Source organism: Pseudomonas sp. 6D_7.1_Bac1 (genome assembly GCF_025465945.1).
GTDB lineage: Bacteria > Pseudomonadota > Gammaproteobacteria > Pseudomonadales > Pseudomonadaceae > Aquipseudomonas.
Map to the genome: position 1 here is coordinate 89740 of NZ_JANLNW010000080.1, position 17430 is coordinate 107169.

The window sequence follows — 17430 nt, forward strand, 5'->3', positions numbered from 1 at the left end:
GGCAGTCTGTGCGGGCCATTTCCACAACTATAAAAATAGAGGTGAGGCATTTGAAACTTTCCAGGCTGTTTATCGCCGTTGCCACGACAACGGCACTTTCTTGCATGGCGCTGGTGGGGTGTCAGACAACCGGCTCGACTCCTGCTGACATGGTGATGCGCAACGGCTATGTCTACACCGTCGATGGCAAGAATTCCGTGCAGCAGGCGATTGCCGTTGCTGGCGGCAAGATCGTTTATGTCGGTAGCGATGAAGGGGTCGCCTCGTACATCGGCACACAGACACAGCTGATCGATCTGGCGGGACGCATGTTGATGCCGGGCTTCATTGATGCCCACATGCATCCGGGGGATGGAGGTCGCGCCATGACCTTGTGCGACCTGAAATACCAGACGATGACCCGCGCGGTCTTCCAGGCGACCATTCAGGCGTGCCTGGATGCCAGCAAGGACAAGGGTCCCGATGTCTGGCTCGAAGTGGGCAGTTGGGACCGCATCGGCATGACCGGACTCGATGGCGACCCCGACAAGTCGACGCTGGACGCGCTCAAGACCCATCGTCCGATTCAGGTCCGTTCCACCGACTTCCATACCGTACTGACCAACTCTCGCGGGCTGGCGCTTGCCGGCATCAACAAGCACACGATCAACCCGGGTGATGGCAAGTACGTGCGCGACAGCGCCGGCAACCCGACCGGCATCTGCGAAGACGGTGCAGCCGATGCCATGGCCGCCGTGGTGCCGGCAGCCACCGACGCCGAGAAACTGAACCAGACCCGTGCGGCGCTCGACGCCATGCGTCAGCAAGGTATCACCAGTTTCTTCGATGCCTTGTCGGGGCCTGAGAATGGCAAAGCCTTTAGCACCTTGCAGCGGTCAGGCGAGCTGACCGCCCGGGCCTTGTTGGCGATCAAGCTTGATCCTGCCGCCGCTGCTGCAGACCCGGCCAAGACCATCGCCCAGGCCAGGGAACTGGCCAGCACCTACGACCAGGGCGAAACCAAAGCCGCGCCGGGCGTGAGCATGCGCCACGTCAAATTGTTCATGGATGGCATCATCAACGCTCCGGCTGATACCGGTGCGATGTTAACGCCGTACTTGCACAATACCGGAACCGCTACGGCGCCCAAGTGGACGCCTGGCAAGAACCTCGGTGAGCTTTATTTCCCCCCACAAGTACTCAACCCGCTGCTGCTGCAAGCGGTCCAGGCCGGCTTCGACCCGCACCTTCACGCCACCGGGGAGCGCGCGGTGCGTGATGCGCTGAACAGCATCGAATACGTGCGTCAGCAACTGCCCGGCAATGGGTTCCGTCCAGCCATCGCTCATGCCGAGACGGTGGACCCTGCCGACTATGCGCGCTTCAAGGCGCTTGATGTGACCGCCACCATGTCCTTCCAGTGGGCCCAGCAGGAGCCTTCCACTGTCGACGGCACCAGCGATCACCTCGGCCCGGCCCGTTTTGCACGCATGGAGCCGTCGGGCAGCATCAGCCGCGCCGGTGGCCGCGTTGCTTTTGGCAGCGACTGGCCCGTCGACCCGCTCGACGAATTCCTTGCGCTCAAGGTCGGTGTCACCCGTTCAGGCGATCCGCTGAATCCACACAGTTATGGACCCAAGTTTGCGGGAAGGCTGAATGCCGACCCGGCACTGTCGCGTACTGAAGTGCTGCGCGCCATCACCCTGAACGCCGCCGAGCAGCTGCGACTGGAGGCTGTCCTCGGCTCGGTCGAAGTGGGCAAGTTCGCCGACTTGATCGTATTGGACAGGAACTTCATGCAGGTGCCTGAGGATGAGCTGGCTCGAAATGATGTGCTGCTGACGGTGGTGGGCGGCAAGGTCGTATGGGCCAAGGAGGCGTTCGCGGGTCTTGATCCCAAGGTGTTGTCCCAGGCATCCATCTCCCGGCCCGCCCAATAACAACAAGAGAGAGTTCCGATGCAACGATTTATTCCAAACCTGTTAGCTGCCGCGCTGGCTTTTTCTTCGGTGCAAGCCATGGCCGCCGCTGATCTTGTGTTGTTCAACGGCAAGGTATTCACCGCTGAATCCGGTCAAGGATTGGTTCAGGCAGTGGCGGTGCAAGACGGCAAGATTCTTGAAGTTGGCAGCGATGCCGAGATCACGGCCCTGGCCGACGACCATACACAACGGATCGATCTGGCGGGCAAGGTGCTGATGCCTGGAATGATAGATAGCCATAGCCACCCGGTGGTTGCCGCCTTCGACAGCGTGGGTGCCAACTTGCTGGACGAAGTAAAACCGTTGCCCGCGCTTGAGCAATGGATCATCGAGCAGGATCAGGCGGGCAGTGCGCGTGCCGGTGACGTGATCAGCATTGCCGGGGTGAGCTCGGCTTATTGGGCACAAAGCCGTGAGCTGGGCAAGCGCTTCAATCAGGGGCGCTGGGCCGAGCAACCCGTGGTGCTGAACGGGATTGACGGTCACACCGGCTGGGCCAACAACGCCATGCTCAAACGTCTGAAGATCGACGCCGCGCTGGTAAAAAGCCTGCCGGAAAAAGAACGCAGCTATGTGGGCCACGAAGCGGACTTCACTCCCAATGGTTACTTTGCCGAATCGCGTTGGGACCTTGTACGCAGTCAGATCCCCGCGCCCAGCGCAGAGGTCATGCTGAAGGCCGCCCGTGAGGCTGTGAAAGTCAACAACCAGTACGGTGTCACCGCCTGGATGGACGCAGCAGCGAATGCCGGTCATGGCGATTCGCTGTTCGATTTCACTGCAACGGAGCAGAGCTACGGCGTACTGCCGCTCTACCGCGAACTGGCAGAGAAGGGCGAGCTCAGCGCGCACGTCGCCGCTTTGCTGATCACCAATCCGAAAAGCAAGCCGGCTGACCTGGAAGTACTGGCCAAGGTGATGAAAAAATTCGAGGGTGTGCCCAATCTGACCTTCCCGGGCATCAAGGTCTTTGCAGACGGCATCATGGAGTTTCCAGGGCAAACCGCCGCGGTTATCGACCCGTTCAAAAACAGTCTTAAAAATGGCCAATTGCTAATCGACCCGGCGCACTTTGGTGAGCTGGTGGTGGCGGCAGAAAAGCGCGACTGGATCGTGCACATGCATGCTGTCGGCGACCGTGCCGTACGTGAGTCACTCAATGGCTTTGAATATGCACGCAAGCTCAACCCGACACCGATGGCCCACAGCATCAGCCACCTGCAACTGGTCAACCCAAAGGAATTTCCGCGCTTCAAGCAGCTTGGGGTGATCGCCTCCATGCAGCTACTTTGGGCCACCGGTGAGGACTACACGGTGAAGTTGGTCAAACCCTATGTCAGTGCTTTTGCCTACCGTTACCAGTATCCCGCGCAGTCCCTGCATAAAGCTGGCGCCATGATTGCCGGTGCCAGCGATTGGCCGGTGTCCAGCCCCAATCCGTGGAACGCTATCGCTCAGGCCAGCACTCGGAAAGGCCCGTTGGGTGTGCTTAACGCCAAGGAAAGCATTGATCGTCAGACCATGTTCTACGCCTACACCATCAATGCCGCCAAAGCCCTGCGTCTGGAGCAGCAGATTGGCTCGCTGGCACCCGGCAAACAGGCCGATCTGATCATCCTCGACCGCGATGTATTCAAGGTCAGCGACGACGAACTGTTCGACACCAAGGTTCTGAAGACCTATTTCGCCGGCAAGCAGGTCTACGCCCCCGCGTCCTGACGATCACCCCGCCGACTACGCCTGAATAGCCCAGCCTCTCGCACTGCGAGGGGCTCGGCACAGCCTTGTCCGAAGTGACTCGCATACTTATAAAAATAAGAGATTTGTATGAAAGCACTCTCCGTCTTCACCCTCGCCAGTCTTGTATTGGTGCCACTGACCACACAAGCGCTGACACTCAATGACGACTTCAGCCTGCAGATCAGTCTGGCCGCGGTCAGCGACTATCGCACCCGCGGCATCTCGCAAACCTTGGGCGATCCGGCGGCCCAGGCCGGCGCCACGCTGATACACAGCAGCGGTCTGTATGTCGGGGCCTGGACCTCGAGTGTCGATTTTGGCGGCGACTTCAAGACCCGTCAGGAACTCGACTACTACGCGGGCTACAACTGGCAGGCGACCGACGCGGTCAGTCTTGATCTCGGGTACATCAAGTACAGCTATCCAAAGGAGAGCCAGTTCAACCTGAGCGAGACCTACGCCATCCTTGACGCCTATGGCGTGCAGCTCGGCGCCTACTACTCAAACGATACGCCGAACGTCTTCGGCGAAAACCAGGCGACCCTTTACACCTACCTTGGGTACAACACCACACTGCCGGCCGAGGTTGGCTTGAAACTGCGCTATGGGCGCAACGATGTCAAAGATCCGGCGTTCGTGTCGCCCAACGGCAATAGCCGCGAGTCCTACCACGAGTGGGAGGCCAAGCTGACCCGTGATTTCGTGGGCGTGACCTGGGGCCTCAGCTACATTGATACCGACCTGTCGAAAAGCGAATGCACGGGCTGGTACGGCTATGGCGATCTGTGCACGGCCACCGTCGTGGTCAGCGCCAGCAAGACCTTCTAAGTTCAACCCCAAACAACAAAAACAAAAGCACCGGTCTGTCCCTCAAAGGAGCACACAGTCATGACCAAGGTCAGCGATAGTCAGCAGCGAAGTCCCCTGATCGAGACCCGTTCGATCGATTACATTCCCGAGGCCGAGCGTCATGGCAGCCTCTACAGTCAATTCACCCTTTGGCTCGGCGCCAACCTGCAGATCACGGCGATTGTCACCGGTGCTCTGGCCGTGGTGCTGGGCGGCGATGTGTTCTGGTCACTCATTGGCTTGCTGATCGGCCAACTGCTCGGCGGTACAGTGGTTGCCCTGCACGCTGCGCAAGGGCCCAGGCTTGGGCTGCCGCAGATGATCTCCAGCCGCGTGCAGTTCGGCGTCTATGGCGCGGCCATCCCGATTGTGCTGGTGTGTCTGATGTATCTCGGCTTCAGCGCCACCGGCGCGGTATTGTCGGGGCAGGCCATTGCCCAGTTGATCAATGTCAGCGACAGCGCCGGTATCCTGATTTTCGCCTCCTGTATCGCGTTTCTGACGATATTCGGTTATCGGGTCATCCACCTGGTCGGGAGGATCGCCAGCGTGCTGGGCATCATTGCCTTCGTGTATCTGTTTACCCGGCTGATGACGCTCAATGATATCGGCCTGTTGCTGGAAAACCGCCATTTCGGTTGGAGCTCCTTCCTGTTGGCGGTGTCCCTTTCCGCTTCCTGGCAGATCGCCTTTGGTCCCTACGTGGCCGACTACTCGCGTTACCTGCCGAGCAACACCTCGTCCTGGAAGACCTTCGCGGCCGTCGGTCTGGGCACGGTACTGGGCGCTCAGGCGTCCATGGTGCTCGGGGTGTTCGCCGCTGCCTTGGCGGGGCCGAATTTCCGTGGTCACGAAGTCGCTACCATCGTCGGGCTAGGCAGTACCGGTGTGATGGCCGCTTTGCTGTACTTGAGTGTGGTGTTCGGCAAGGTCACGGTTTCCACCCTCAACGCCTATGGCAGTTTCATGTGCATTGCCACCATCATCAGTGGCTTTCGTCGTCGTTTAGAGATCACCGCCGCGCAGCGCATGCTGTTTGTGCTGGCGATTGTCGCGGCGTCCACCACGCTAGCGCTGTTGGGTCAGTACTCGTTTCTAAACACGTTCAAGTACTTCATCCTGTTTCTGCTGACCTTCTTCACACCCTGGAGCGCGATCAACCTGGTGGATTATTACTTCATCAACAAGGAGCGCTATGACATTGCGGCACTGTCCGACCCGGCAGGTCGTTATGGCCGCTGGAACGTGCAGGGGATCGGCGTGTATGTCATGGGTGTATTGATCCAGCTGCCTTTTGTCGACACCCATTTCTACTCCGGGCCGATGGTCGCGCAGCTCGGCGGTATCGATATTTCCTGGATCATTGGTCTGGTGGTGCCGGGCATCCTGTATTACCTGCTAGCCAGGACATCAGCCCTTGTGGTGTCGCCTGAACGGAGCTCAAAGGCCTGAACTGAGGTCAAGGCTGGAGGGTGTTACTCGATTACCGATTTAGCCGATTCCCCAGGTGAAACGCGCAAGCTTCAGCGTTTAACGTGTCCAGCGTGTTCTCACACAGCCTGGGCCCAAAGTGGACATAAAAGAGCGCCCCGCGTGCCCGGGGCGCTTGAAGCATCGATCACTGCATCGCTGTTGTAGCCGTCGGCAATTGCCGAGATCGCCGGGAAGGCGAGGCAAAACCCCACGCGCTAGCCCGTCATTTGCTGGCGTCCAGCACGACGCGGTAGCGCGCCTTGCCACTGCGTAGGTGATCGATGGCTTCGTTGACCCGGCTCATGGGAAAGTGCTCGACCTGCGGCAGAATCTGATGACGAGCGCAGAACTCCAGCATGGTCGCCGTGGTGCTGGGCGAACCCACCGGCGAGGCGGACAAGGTCTTCTGTTGGGGGAGCAGATCGAACACGTGCACTGGAATAGCGCCAGGCACTACGCCAACAAAATGCAGGCGGCCCTTGCCGCGCAGGGTTCCGAGCATGGCCGGCCAGTCGAGGTCGGCGTTGGCGGTGACCAAGAGAAAATCCAGGGTGCCGGCAATGGACTTGAGTGCGTTACTGTCGGTAGAGGCGACTACGTTGTGTGCGCCCAGTTTCCTGGCTTCGTCCTGCTTGCTCAACGACGAGGTAAAGGCCGTGACTTCGCAGCCCCAGGCGTTGAGGAAGCGTAGTGCCAGATGACCGAGGCCGCCGATTCCCACCACACCGACCCGGTCGGTGGGTTTGACGTCGAATTCCACAAGTGGGTTGAACACCGTCGAGCCGGCGCAGAACAGAGGTCCTGCCATGGCCGGGTCGAGACCGTTCGGTATCGCAAGAGCCCAGGCCCAGTGCGAACGCAGGCGGTTGGCGAAGCCTCCGTTGCTGCCGATGATGGTGGGTTGAGCTGTGCCGCATAGCTGGTGGGAGCCTCCGATACACGAGGAGCAATGCATGCAACTGCCCTTGTACCAACCAATGCCCACCCGTTGTCCCACTTCGAGACCGCGTACCTGTGCGCCCACTCGCACGATACTGCCGACCACTTCGTGGCCGGGGATGAAGGGGTAATGGCTGAGTCCCCATTCGTTATCGATCATCGACTGGTCGGAGTGGCAGACGCCGCAATACTCCACTGCGACTTCCACCTCCTCTTCCCCCAAAGGACCGGGATCGTAGCTATAGCGCTCCAGTGGAGCGCCGGCCGCCGTTGCGGCCCAGCCGGTGAAAGAAGTGAGTTCGGTGCTATCGCTCATTGGATACCTCCAGATCAGGAGACAGGGGCTTTGGCAGCGCAGGTGCCGCGGCGGAGCCAGGGAAGTGTAGCGTAGCGTGTAGTCGTCTCTATTGCCCATGCCTTGATCAACCGCCGCTGAACCAAGGGGGCGGCACCCTTCAAGCCTGATCCAGAACCGTTACGTTACCTGGCTTTCTGCTGCCAGGTTGCTGAGTAACCACTCACTGAAGCTGCGCGCCAGCGGGTTGTTCTCACTATCACGATGGGTCAGCAAGGCCCAGTTGGGGCCGCGAATGGTCTCCTCAACCAAGGGTTGCAACAGCCCATTGGCGCGCGCTTGCCGACTCAATAATTGGCTGACCAGGGCGATACCGAGCCCTGCACACGCGGCGTCCAGCAGCAGGCCGGGGTCGGAAAAGTTCAGCCCCTGATCCTTCTGGCCTACATCGATGCCAGCCTCCACCGCCCAGTGACTCCAGTCCATTTCCCGCTCACCGTGGAGGGTTGTGCGCTGTTCGCCGGGCACCGCCAACAGGCTTGGGTGGCAAGCCGGGTACAGGCGGTCAGCGTGCAGCACCTTAAAGCTGCATTCGGCCTGGGAGCTGATGTCATCTCGCACAGCGAGGTCGATGGTCTGGCTGGTCATGTCCGGGACTTCATCGGTACTGAATATCCAGAGATCAACTTCTGGATGCTGGCGGCGGAAATCTTCCAGGCGTGGCAGTAGCCAGTGACGGGCGAACGTTGGGGTGGTGTTGAGGACCAGTTGGTTGGGTTTGTGGTACTGCCCAAGGCGGCGAATGCCGACGGCGAGTTGCTGGAGCAGCGCCTGGGTGGTGCTGAGCAAGTCGCAACCCGCATCGGTCAGGCTGACGCTGCGTCCATTGCGAAAAAACAAGGGTTGTTCAAGGTACGCCTCAAGGCTGCGAATCTGCTGGCTGATCGCCGACTGGGTGAGGTGCAACTCTGCGGCTGCCTTGTGGAAACTGCCCAGCCGGGCGGCGGCTTCAAAGCCGCGAAGGGTGCCGAGAGGCGGCCAGTGCTTGAGCATATTGATAAGTTCCTCTAATCATTTATCTGCAAAATCCATCGTTTGTTTAGCTGTTTTTGCAGCCGTAGCATGCATGCCAAGACCGCATAGGCAGTTTTCATTGAACACAATGACTTAACTTAAAGGTGCTTGTCATGCAGCAGAATGAAATTCGAAACAGTGGTTGGTTGATGCCGGCCGAATGGGTCAAGCACACAGCGACCTGGATGGTCTGGCCACACAACAAGGCACTCTGGGAGTCGGGTTGGGGCGTCACCTTGCCGCTGGTGCAAGAGGACTTTGCTCGTGTGGCAAACGCCATTGCCCGTTTTGAACCGGTGAAAATGGTCGTCGACCCTGCTGCTGTAGCGAGTGCCAAAGCGCTGTGTGGGCCAAACATCGAACTGATCGAGCTGGCGGTGAACGACAGCTGGTGCCGGGACTCCGGCCCGAGCTTCATCTGCCACCCACAACAGGGTCTGGCCGGTGTGAGCTGGCGCTTCAACGCGTGGGGCGGGAAGTCGGCCTTTGACCTGGACGAAAGCCTGGCTCGCCGCGCACTCAATCACCTGGGGGTGAAGTGCTTTGCTCCCACGCTGAGTAACGAAGGCGGCGCCATTCATGTCGACGGCGAAGGTACGCTGATCACCACCGAGTCGGTATTGCTCAACCCCAATCGCAACCCGGGCATGAGCAAGGCTGAGATGGAGGAGATCTTCACTCAGCTGCTAGGCGTGAAGAAAACCGTCTGGCTGCCGGGCGATCCAGACTATGTGACCGGCGACATGACCGATGGCCATGTCGATGGCGTGTGCGCTTTCGCCCGCCCTGGCGTGCTGCTGGTGGACGCCACTCACGACAAGAACTCGGTGTATGCCGAAGTTGTACGAGAAAACCGTCGCGCTTTGGAGCTGGCAACCGATGCCCACGGTCGACCGTTCGAGCTGATCGAGCTGTATGAAGCCACCGATGCAGTGGACACCGAGGCTGAAGTGTTCTGTGCCTCCTACACCAACTTCTACATCGCCAACAACGCCATCATCATGCCGGCCTATGGCATTGACGCCGACAAGGTGGCTGCGCAAGTGTTGGGTCAGGCGTTCCCCGGGCGTGAGGTGGTGCCGGTGCGGATCAATCATCTGGCCCATGGTGGTGGCGGTGTGCATTGCATCACCCAGCAACAACCCGCCTGGCCAGTGGAGGGTTGATGCCATGACCATTTTGACTGTTGCCACAACTCAGATGCCCTGCACCTGGGATCTGAAACAAAACCTCGATCAGGCCGAGCAGTTGGTGCGTGACGCGGCCGCCAAGGGCGCCCAGGTCATCCTGTTGCAGGAGCTGTTTGCCACACCGTATTTCTGTATCGAGCAAAGTCATAAACACTTGGCGCTGGCCGAAGAATATCAAGCCAGCCGTGTACTCAAACGCTTTGCCGCGCTGGCCAGGGAGTTGGGTGTGGTGCTGCCGCTGAGTTGGTTCGAAAAGGCAGGCAATGCCTACTTCAACTCGTTGAGTGTGGCCGATGCGGATGGGCAGTTGCTGGGGGTGTATCGCAAGACGCATATACCCAACGCCATCGGTTATCAGGAGAAGGAATACTTTAGCCCTGGCGATACCGGCTTTCGGGTCTGGGACACTGCTTTTGGGCGCATAGGTGTGGGCATCTGTTGGGATCAGTGGTTCCCCGAGACTGCACGCTGCCTGGCATTGATGGGCGCCGAAGTCTTGCTGTTTCCCACCGCCATTGGTTCTGAACCCGGCTGCGCAGCACTGGATTCACGTGACCACTGGCAGATGACCATGCGCGGCCATGCCGCTGCAAACCTCCTGCCGGTGGTGGCAGCCAACCGCATCGGTCGAGAAGTGGCGACCACCGATCCGACCCTGCAGATGAACTTCTACGGCTCGTCTTTTATCTGCAACCACAAGGGCAAGCTTCTCGCCGAGGCTGACCGCGACAGCGTTGGTGTGCTGGTACACAGCCTGGACTTGTCCGCCATGCGCGAAGAGCGCCTGACCTGGGGCATCTACCGCGACCGCCGTCCGGAAATGTACGGGGCGCTGTTAAGCCTGGATGGTCGTCACATTAATGCTCGCTGGAATACTCAAGGGGTTTGACATGAACATTACCAACAAGCTTTTGCTCTGCTCCTTGGGACTGGCTTTAAGCGGTGCCTTGTCGTCGGTACAGGCGCAGGAGAAGACCCTGAAGTTGTACAACTGGGCCGATTACTTCGCCGAGGACACCCTGTCCAGGTTCACTGCCGAAACCGGGATCAAGGTGATCTACGACGTCATGGATGGCAGTGAGACGTTGGAAGCCAAGATGATGGCCGGCGGCAGTGGTTATGACCTGATCTTCCCGGGCGACACCGTTGGCGAACGTCTAATGCGCGCCGGCAGCCTGCAGCCGCTGGACAAGTCAAAGCTCACCGCCCTGGATGACATCGAGCCAGGTCTGCAGAAGTTACGTACGCATTATCTCTACTCGAGCAAGGCCACCGTACCCTACACGTGGGGCACCATCGGCCTGACCTACAACGCCGAGCAGATTAACAAGCGCATGCCGGATGCGCCGGTGAATAGCCTGGACATGCTGTTCAAGCCGGAACTGGCGGCCAAATTTGCGGACTGCGGTATCTCCCTGATCGATTCGCCGGATGAAGTGCTGGCGGTAGCGCTCAACTACCTCGGCCGTGAGCCGCGCAGCGCCAAGCCGGAGGACTTGGCAGCGGCCAGTGAACTGTTGCTCAAACTACGGCCGTACATCCGTAAGTTCCAGTCGCAACCGGTGACCGATCTGGTTAACGGCAACTTGTGCCTGTCGCTCGGTTACAGCGGGGATATGACTCAGGCGCAACGGGCTGCAGATGCTGCCGGCAAGAAAACTACGTTCCAGTATCACATTCCGCGCGAAGGCACTACGGTGTGGATGGACACCATGGCGATCCCCGTCGACGCCAAACATCCAGAATACGCCTACGCGTTCATCAACTTCGTCATGCGCCCGGAGAACATGGCAGCCATCAGTAACTTCACCGGTTACCCCACCTCCAACGCCAAGGCGCGTCCGAGCGTCGATTCAGTGATGCGTAACAACCCGGATATCTACCTCGATGACGCCACTTACGAACGACTGATCCCGGGCAAAGACATTCCCCAGGCTGATATGCGTGCGCGCATGCGTGCGTGGACCAAGTTCAAGACCGCCTCCGCTAAATGATGGCAAGCCGACCTCCGGAGGGTCGGCCTCAACAGTAGTCTTGCCCTAATACCGATAAGTTAAAGGGTTTCAGGCTCGGCACATTCTCCGTAGCAGCTGGCGAAGCCTGCGTTCGGCTGCGCAGCAGTCGTAAAATCAGACACCGCGTTTTTCAGGTTAACCGTGGAGGCCGGATTTACGGCCGCTTCGCAGCCGAACGCAGGCTTCGCCAGCTGCTACGGATCGTGTAGCGGCTTAACGGCAAAATGGGCGGCTGCAGGCGCAGTCCGCCAAGACAAGGCACGACAAGAGCAGAGAGGTAAAGATGTCGACACGTCGTGAGTTCATCAAGCAGGTATCGGTCGTTGCCAGTCTGGGCGCAGCCGCGTCCATGGGACTGGGCCTGAATGCTTCCCGGGTGCAGGCAGCCATCAAGGGCAGCTGGCATATGCCGGATGAGGGCGACAAACACCGGCGGGCCTTTATCGCCTTCGGTGCACAGGAGGCCATCCATGAGGACTTCACGCCTTACGTGCAAGATGCCTTGGGCCGGATCGCCCGCACCATCGCCACCTATGAGCCGGTCACCGTGTTTTGTCGCAAAAGCGAGCGGGATCTGGCTGAAGAAAAATGCGGTACGGGCAACATCACCTTTGTGGTCACGGAGCTGGACGATATCTGGATGCGTGATATCGGGGCCAACTTCGTCATCGACGGGGAGGGTGGGCTCGGCGCCGTGGATTTCAACTTCAATGGCTGGGGCAATAAACAGCAGCATGCCGAAGATGCGCAGTTGGCCACTTTGGTCGCCCGCAGCGCTGACGCCCGCTATATCCGCAGCCAGTTGGTTGGCGAGGGCGGTGGTATCGAAGTGGATGGCCACGGCACGGGGATCATGACCGAAAGCAGCTGGATCAATAGCAACCGCAATCCCGGCTGGAGCAAGGCTGACGTAGAGGAAGAGCTGAAAGCCAGACTGGGTTTGCGCAAAGTCATCTGGTTGCCCGGAATCAAAGGCAAGGACATCACCGACTCCCATGTCGATTTCTACGCCCGCTTCGTCAAGCCAGGCGTCGTGATCGCTAACCTCGACAACGACCCTGAGTCATATGACCACACAGTGACGCTTGCCCATTTGGACATTCTCAAGAATGCCACTGATGCCGATGGCCACAGGCTGCAAGTACACACCGTATCGCCTCCACTCAATCCACGAAAGAGTATGTTCAGCCAAAACAATCCGGACTTCGCCGCGGGCTATATCAACTACTTCGTGATCAATGGTGCGGTCATTGCGCCCGAGTTCGGTGACAAGGCGGCAGATACGAAAGCCTTTGATCTGTTGTCTGAGCTCTACCCGGGCCGTGAGGTGGTGCAGCTCAATATCGACGCAATCGCCGCAGGGGGTGGCGGCATCCACTGTGTGACCAGTCACCAACCTTTGGCTTAGGCGGGATCGCCCGATTGCTGTCTGCGGGCTTGGTTTTTTTCCCTGCGCCGGTTCTCCCATTCGCGCACCGCTTGCATGAATAACTTGAGTGCAAGCGGTGGATGGCGATTCGCGGGGTAATAGACGCAGACCCCCGGTAGTGACGGACTCCACTCGGGAAGCAGGTGCACCAGTCGACCCGCGCGCACGTGCTCGGCCACGTGATATTCCGGTATCCACGCGATACCAATGCCGGCCAGGGCGGCGTCGACCATCAAATTGGTATTGCCCAGCGTCATGGGGCCATCGACGTCCATCACCGCGCTTTCGCCAGCGCGCTCCAGGCTCCAGTGATAGAGCGCGCCACTGGCGAAGCGATAGCGGATACAGCGGTGGCGTCGCAACTCGTGGGGTGTTGTCGGTGTTCCATACTTCGCCAGGTAGGCGGGAGATGCCACGGCGGCAAACTGCATATCAGGCCCAAAGGGCACGGCAATCATATCCCGGGGCACATCGTCGAAGATGCGAATGCCGGCATCAAAACCATCGGCGACGATATCGACGAAGCGGGTATCGACGACGAACTCGACGTGGATGTCAGGGTAGGTCGCGAGAAAGTCGGGCAGCACTTCGCGGATCAGCGGGCGCGCCCCGGCCTCGGCAGCGCTGATTCTCACCGACCCCGAGGGGCGGTGGCTGGCCGAGACGATTTCAGTGACCGCGCTTTCCAGTTCGGCGAGGGCGGGGATCACCCGGCGAAGCAACTGCTCGCCCACCTCCGTGAGCGCCACCGAACGGGTAGTGCGATTGAGTAACCGCAGGCCCAGTCGGGCTTCCAGGTTGCGCATCGTGTGGCTCAGCGCAGAGGGCGAAACACCCAGCTTGGCCGCCGCGCCTCGAAAGCTTTTGAGTTCGGCAATGGCGGCAAAGGCGGTGAGTTCAGGTAATCCGGCGCGCTGCATAGTTGAATTTTCCTCACTATATCGTTCGATGCTTTGCTAATTGTTGAAATATCGCCATCAAAATATGCTGACTCCCCTACATCAAGTCAACACGTCGATAACGCAAGGGGATCAGACATGGGAAACAACATTGCCGGAAAAGTCGTCGTCATCACCGGTGCCAGCAGTGGCCTGGGTGAAGCCACGGCGCGTCACTTGTCGGCTCAGGGTGCCTACGTAGTGCTGGGGGCGCGACGCCTGGAACGCATCACGGCGCTTGCTGAATCACTGAGCCGGGGCGGGGGCCGCGCACTCGCGGTAGCCACCGACGTGACCCGCGCTGAAGAGGTCAAGGCGTTGGTCGACCAGGCGGTCAGCACGTTCGGCCGTATCGACGTGATGATCAACAACGCCGGCCTGATGCCGCATTCCCCACTCGAGCGCCTGAAAATCGAGGATTGGGATCAGACCATCGACGTCAACATCAAAGGCGTTCTGTATGGCATTGCCGCTGCCTTGCCGCACATGATCCAGCAGAAAAGCGGGCATATCATCAACGTTTCCTCCGTGGCCGGGCACAAGGTGCGCCCAGGCAGCACGGTTTATGCGGCCACCAAGAGCGCCGTGCTGGCGCTGTCCGAAGGGCTGCGCCAGGAAGTGAAGCCTTATGACATTCGCACCACGGTGGTTTCCCCCGGTGCGCTGGACACCGAATTGCCCAACAGCATCACTGAAGCAGACGTCGCGGGGCAGATTCAGAAGTTCTATCAGGAGTTCGCCATCCCGGCCGACTCCTTCGCCAGGGCCGTTGCATTTGCCATCAGCCAGCCGGCCGAGGTCGATATCAACGAAATCCTGTTCCGGCCCACACGCCAGGAAGGCTGAGTTCAGCGGCGGCTAACTTGCCGGCAACCCAATGAAGAGCGAACGATGAAGCGATCAAACGTAGGGGCCGCACTGGCGTTGCTGTGTGTCGTTTCAGCGGGCGACGCTATTGCGGCGCAGGTCAGGCCAGACCCCAAACCATCGCCCGATGTGTTGCAAATCACGCCCCAGTTGTATCGCTATACAACTGAGCTGTTGTTCGGCGAGGTCTGGAAACGTCATGAACTTGCAGCGCGCGATCGAAGCCTGATCACCCTGGCCGCATTGATCAGCGCCGCGCAAACGGCACAGATGGTCGGGCACCTGAAACTGGGCTTGGACAATGGCCTGAAACCCAGCGAGATCAGCGCGATGATTACGCATCTTGCCTTCTATGCCGGGTGGCCAAATGCAATGTCTGCGGTTCCTGTCACAAAAACAATCTTTGCCGAGCGCGGGATAACCCTAGAGCCGAACGCGTCTGCAATCAGCGCAGTGGTCGGGGCGGTCGGGCAGCAGCCGTCGCTGGCGGATGTTACCCCACAATTGGCCCATTACACCGACACCGTGGTATTCGGCGGGCTGTGGCGGCAAACGGATCTCGGGCTTCGTGACCGCAGCCTGATCACCATCGCTGCGCTGATTGCCCAGGGGCAGTCGGCTCAGTTGCTGCCTTACCTGAACCTGGCCATGGACAATGGGCTCAGCCAGAGCGAAGCGGCCGAGGTGGTGACCCATCTGGCCTTCTACGTCGGCTGGCCCAAGGCGATGTCGGCGGTACCCATCTTCAAGCAGGTTTTTGCGTCTCGGGGATAACCCAAAACACGGAGTGACGGCCATGAAAATGTTCGCGGCAACCGCTATCGGGCTCTCATTGTGGGCCATGAACCTGAACGCCAGCGATACCCCAGGGGTGACGGTTGTGGCGAACTCAACCCAGGCGTCAACCGAGGGGGCGCCGGAACACTTCACCGGCTCGGTGCGTGTCGATGCCCCCTTCGCTGGCTCGCCTCCCTCCAGGATCAGGGGCGCCACAGTGACCTTCGCGCCAGGCGCGCGAACGGCGTGGCATACGCACCCACTGGGCCAGACGCTGATCGTTACCGAAGGCACGGGGCTGGTACAGGAAGCCGGCAAACCGGCCCAGCTCATCAAGGCTGGCGACACCGTCAGGATCGCACCCAACGTAAAGCATTGGCACGGTGCAACGGCCACCACCGGGATGACCCATATCGCAATTACCGAGGCCTTGGACAACAAAACGGTCGACTGGTTGGAGCAGGTTGGCGACTAGGTATTTCACCGCCGGGCCGCCCTAATGCTTCGAACTGACACTTATAAGTATGAAGGAGCGGGATATGCAAACTGATAAAGCCACAGTCGATATCGTTGACCCGTACAGACGAACTTTCCTCGGCGCCTCGGCAGTGGTTTTGTCGGGTGTTGCGGTCGGTGGTGCGGGCCTGGCCTTGCCGGCAGCGGCTTCGGTTCAGCCCACAGCAGCGTCGCAACCTACCGTGATCGGTTACCCGGACAGAAAGGGCGTTCACCTGGAGCGCGTGACGTTTCCCAACACCGCCGCCAACACCCTGGTGGCCGGCAATCTTTTCAAACCTGCGGGCATGGATTCCAGCAAGCGTTACGCAGCGATTGTCGTAGGGCATCCTTTCGGCGGGGTAAAAGAGCAGACCTCTGGCCTGCATGCGCAAAAGCTGGCCGAACTGGGCTATGTGGCCCTCGCATTTGATGCCTCCCACTGGGGCGATAGCCGTGGTGAACCGCGCAACACCGAAGTTCCGTCCACCCGCGTAGGCGATTACAGCGCGTGTATTGATTTCCTGAGCAACCACCCGCAGGTGGACGCCCAGCGCATTGGCGTGCTGGGTATTTGTGGTGGTGGGGGGTACGCGGTCAGCGCGGCGCAGATTGATCACAGAATCAAGGCCATCGCCACGGTGAGCATGTACGACATGGGGCGCGCGCGTCGGCAGGGGTTGGGTGACACACTGACCTATGAACAGCGCATGAAGATCCTCGACGATGTAGCGCAGCAGCGAACCAAGGAGGCCAGGGGAGAACCACGACGGGATATCAGCCCCATCCCTACTGAAATCGATGCCAATACCCCAAAGATCGTTCGTGAGTTTTATGACTATTACTTGACGCCGAGAGGGCAGCACCCCCACGCCAATAATCTTTATGCGTTCACCAGCCTGGCGCCCATGATGAATTTCTTCCCCTTTGCGCAAATCGAAACCATCTCGCCACGGCCGCTGCTCATGATTGTCGGCGAGAACGCGGAGTCGGCCTATTTCAGCCAGGATGCGTTTAGCAAGGCTGTCGAACCCAAGGAGTTATTCGTTGTTCCCGGCGCAACGCATGTCGATTTATATGACCGACCTGCCTACACGCAACAATCTATTGAAAAGCTGAATGCCTTCTTCACCCGTCATCTGGCCTAGCTTCATGCTCGACGACAAAGGTGTCGAAATCTACGGTCAGTAGCTGACGCCGGCCCAACGTCGGCAGCACCCACTGGAAAGCTCAAAGGCCCCCCGAGAGGATTGCGCTCAACCCCGATCAATAGTAAGTAGCTGTTTTAAAACCAATTTGTGTTGTTTGGGTCTTCCCAGACGAAGCGAAAGTTGATAAATTTCCGCGCATTCTTGCAAAGGCCCTGACTGGGCTTGTAGCGAAGGGAA

15 protein-coding genes are annotated in these 17430 nt (G+C 59.4%); 12 read left to right on the top strand and 3 right to left on the bottom strand.

Annotated elements, in window-relative coordinates; translation table 11 throughout:
- The first annotated feature begins 50 nt into the window (after positions 1-50).
- The 4 genes from NTD87_RS25100 (at position 51) to NTD87_RS25115 (ending at position 6002) form a co-directional block, all read left to right on the top strand.
- Complete coding sequence (locus NTD87_RS25100; RefSeq protein WP_262116880.1) at positions 51-1919, top strand: amidohydrolase; 1869 nt, start codon at positions 51-53, stop codon at positions 1917-1919.
- Between the two features lie 18 nt (positions 1920-1937).
- Positions 1938-3680, top strand: a complete 1743-nt coding sequence (locus tag NTD87_RS25105) for an amidohydrolase (protein WP_262116881.1) — start codon at positions 1938-1940, stop codon at positions 3678-3680.
- 108 nt (positions 3681-3788) lie between these two features.
- Positions 3789-4529, top strand: a complete 741-nt coding sequence (locus NTD87_RS25110; protein ID WP_262116882.1) for a TorF family putative porin — start codon at positions 3789-3791, stop codon at positions 4527-4529.
- A 60-nt stretch (positions 4530-4589) separates the two neighbouring features.
- Positions 4590-6002 (top strand): purine-cytosine permease family protein, encoded by a 1413-nt coding sequence (locus NTD87_RS25115; protein ID WP_262116883.1) that lies wholly within the window; start codon positions 4590-4592, stop codon positions 6000-6002.
- 244 nt (positions 6003-6246) lie between these two features.
- Here NTD87_RS25115 and NTD87_RS25120 read toward each other — a convergent pair whose 3' ends face one another.
- The gene (locus NTD87_RS25120; RefSeq protein ID WP_262116884.1) at positions 6247-7278 is read right to left on the bottom strand and encodes an NAD(P)-dependent alcohol dehydrogenase; all 1032 of its coding nucleotides are present in this window, start codon (positions 7276-7278) and stop codon (positions 6247-6249) included.
- A 159-nt stretch (positions 7279-7437) separates the two neighbouring features.
- Positions 7438-8310, bottom strand: coding sequence for a LysR substrate-binding domain-containing protein (locus tag NTD87_RS25125; RefSeq protein ID WP_262116885.1), 873 nt, complete (start codon positions 8308-8310; stop codon positions 7438-7440).
- A gap of 134 nt (positions 8311-8444) precedes the next feature.
- Here NTD87_RS25125 and NTD87_RS25130 point away from each other — a divergent pair, with 134 nt between their 5' ends.
- The 4 genes from NTD87_RS25130 (at position 8445) to NTD87_RS25145 (ending at position 12944) form a co-directional block, all read left to right on the top strand.
- Positions 8445-9497: an agmatine/peptidylarginine deiminase gene (locus NTD87_RS25130; RefSeq protein ID WP_262116886.1), complete on the top strand. Its 1053-nt coding sequence runs from the start codon at positions 8445-8447 to the stop codon at positions 9495-9497.
- A 4-nt stretch (positions 9498-9501) separates the two neighbouring features.
- On the top strand, positions 9502-10410 hold the full coding sequence (aguB, locus tag NTD87_RS25135) for an N-carbamoylputrescine amidase (protein WP_262116887.1): 909 nt from the start codon (positions 9502-9504) through the stop codon (positions 10408-10410).
- 1 nt (position 10411) lies between these two features.
- A complete protein-coding gene (locus NTD87_RS25140) occupies positions 10412-11515 on the top strand; it encodes an extracellular solute-binding protein (RefSeq protein ID WP_262116888.1) in 1104 nt (367 codons plus the stop codon).
- A gap of 304 nt (positions 11516-11819) precedes the next feature.
- Positions 11820-12944 (top strand): agmatine/peptidylarginine deiminase, encoded by a 1125-nt coding sequence (locus tag NTD87_RS25145; RefSeq protein WP_262116889.1) that lies wholly within the window; start codon positions 11820-11822, stop codon positions 12942-12944.
- On the opposite strand, the gene NTD87_RS25150 is transcribed toward NTD87_RS25145, so the two are convergent.
- A complete protein-coding gene (locus NTD87_RS25150; RefSeq protein WP_262116890.1) occupies positions 12941-13885 on the bottom strand; it encodes a LysR family transcriptional regulator in 945 nt (314 codons plus the stop codon). The genes NTD87_RS25145 and NTD87_RS25150 overlap by 4 nt on opposite strands.
- Before the next feature lie 117 nt (positions 13886-14002).
- On the opposite strand from NTD87_RS25150, the gene NTD87_RS25155 reads away from it, so the two are divergent.
- The 4 genes from NTD87_RS25155 (at position 14003) to NTD87_RS25170 (ending at position 17190) form a co-directional block, all read left to right on the top strand.
- Positions 14003-14749 (top strand): SDR family oxidoreductase, encoded by a 747-nt coding sequence (locus NTD87_RS25155; protein WP_262116891.1) that lies wholly within the window; start codon positions 14003-14005, stop codon positions 14747-14749.
- Between the two features lie 45 nt (positions 14750-14794).
- The gene (locus tag NTD87_RS25160; RefSeq protein WP_410017519.1) at positions 14795-15544 is read left to right on the top strand and encodes a carboxymuconolactone decarboxylase family protein; all 750 of its coding nucleotides are present in this window, start codon (positions 14795-14797) and stop codon (positions 15542-15544) included.
- A 22-nt stretch (positions 15545-15566) separates the two neighbouring features.
- Complete coding sequence (locus tag NTD87_RS25165) at positions 15567-16022, top strand: cupin domain-containing protein (RefSeq protein ID WP_410017520.1); 456 nt, start codon at positions 15567-15569, stop codon at positions 16020-16022.
- A gap of 64 nt (positions 16023-16086) precedes the next feature.
- Complete coding sequence (locus NTD87_RS25170; RefSeq protein ID WP_262116893.1) at positions 16087-17190, top strand: alpha/beta hydrolase; 1104 nt, start codon at positions 16087-16089, stop codon at positions 17188-17190.
- Positions 17191-17430: the final 240 nt, after the last annotated feature.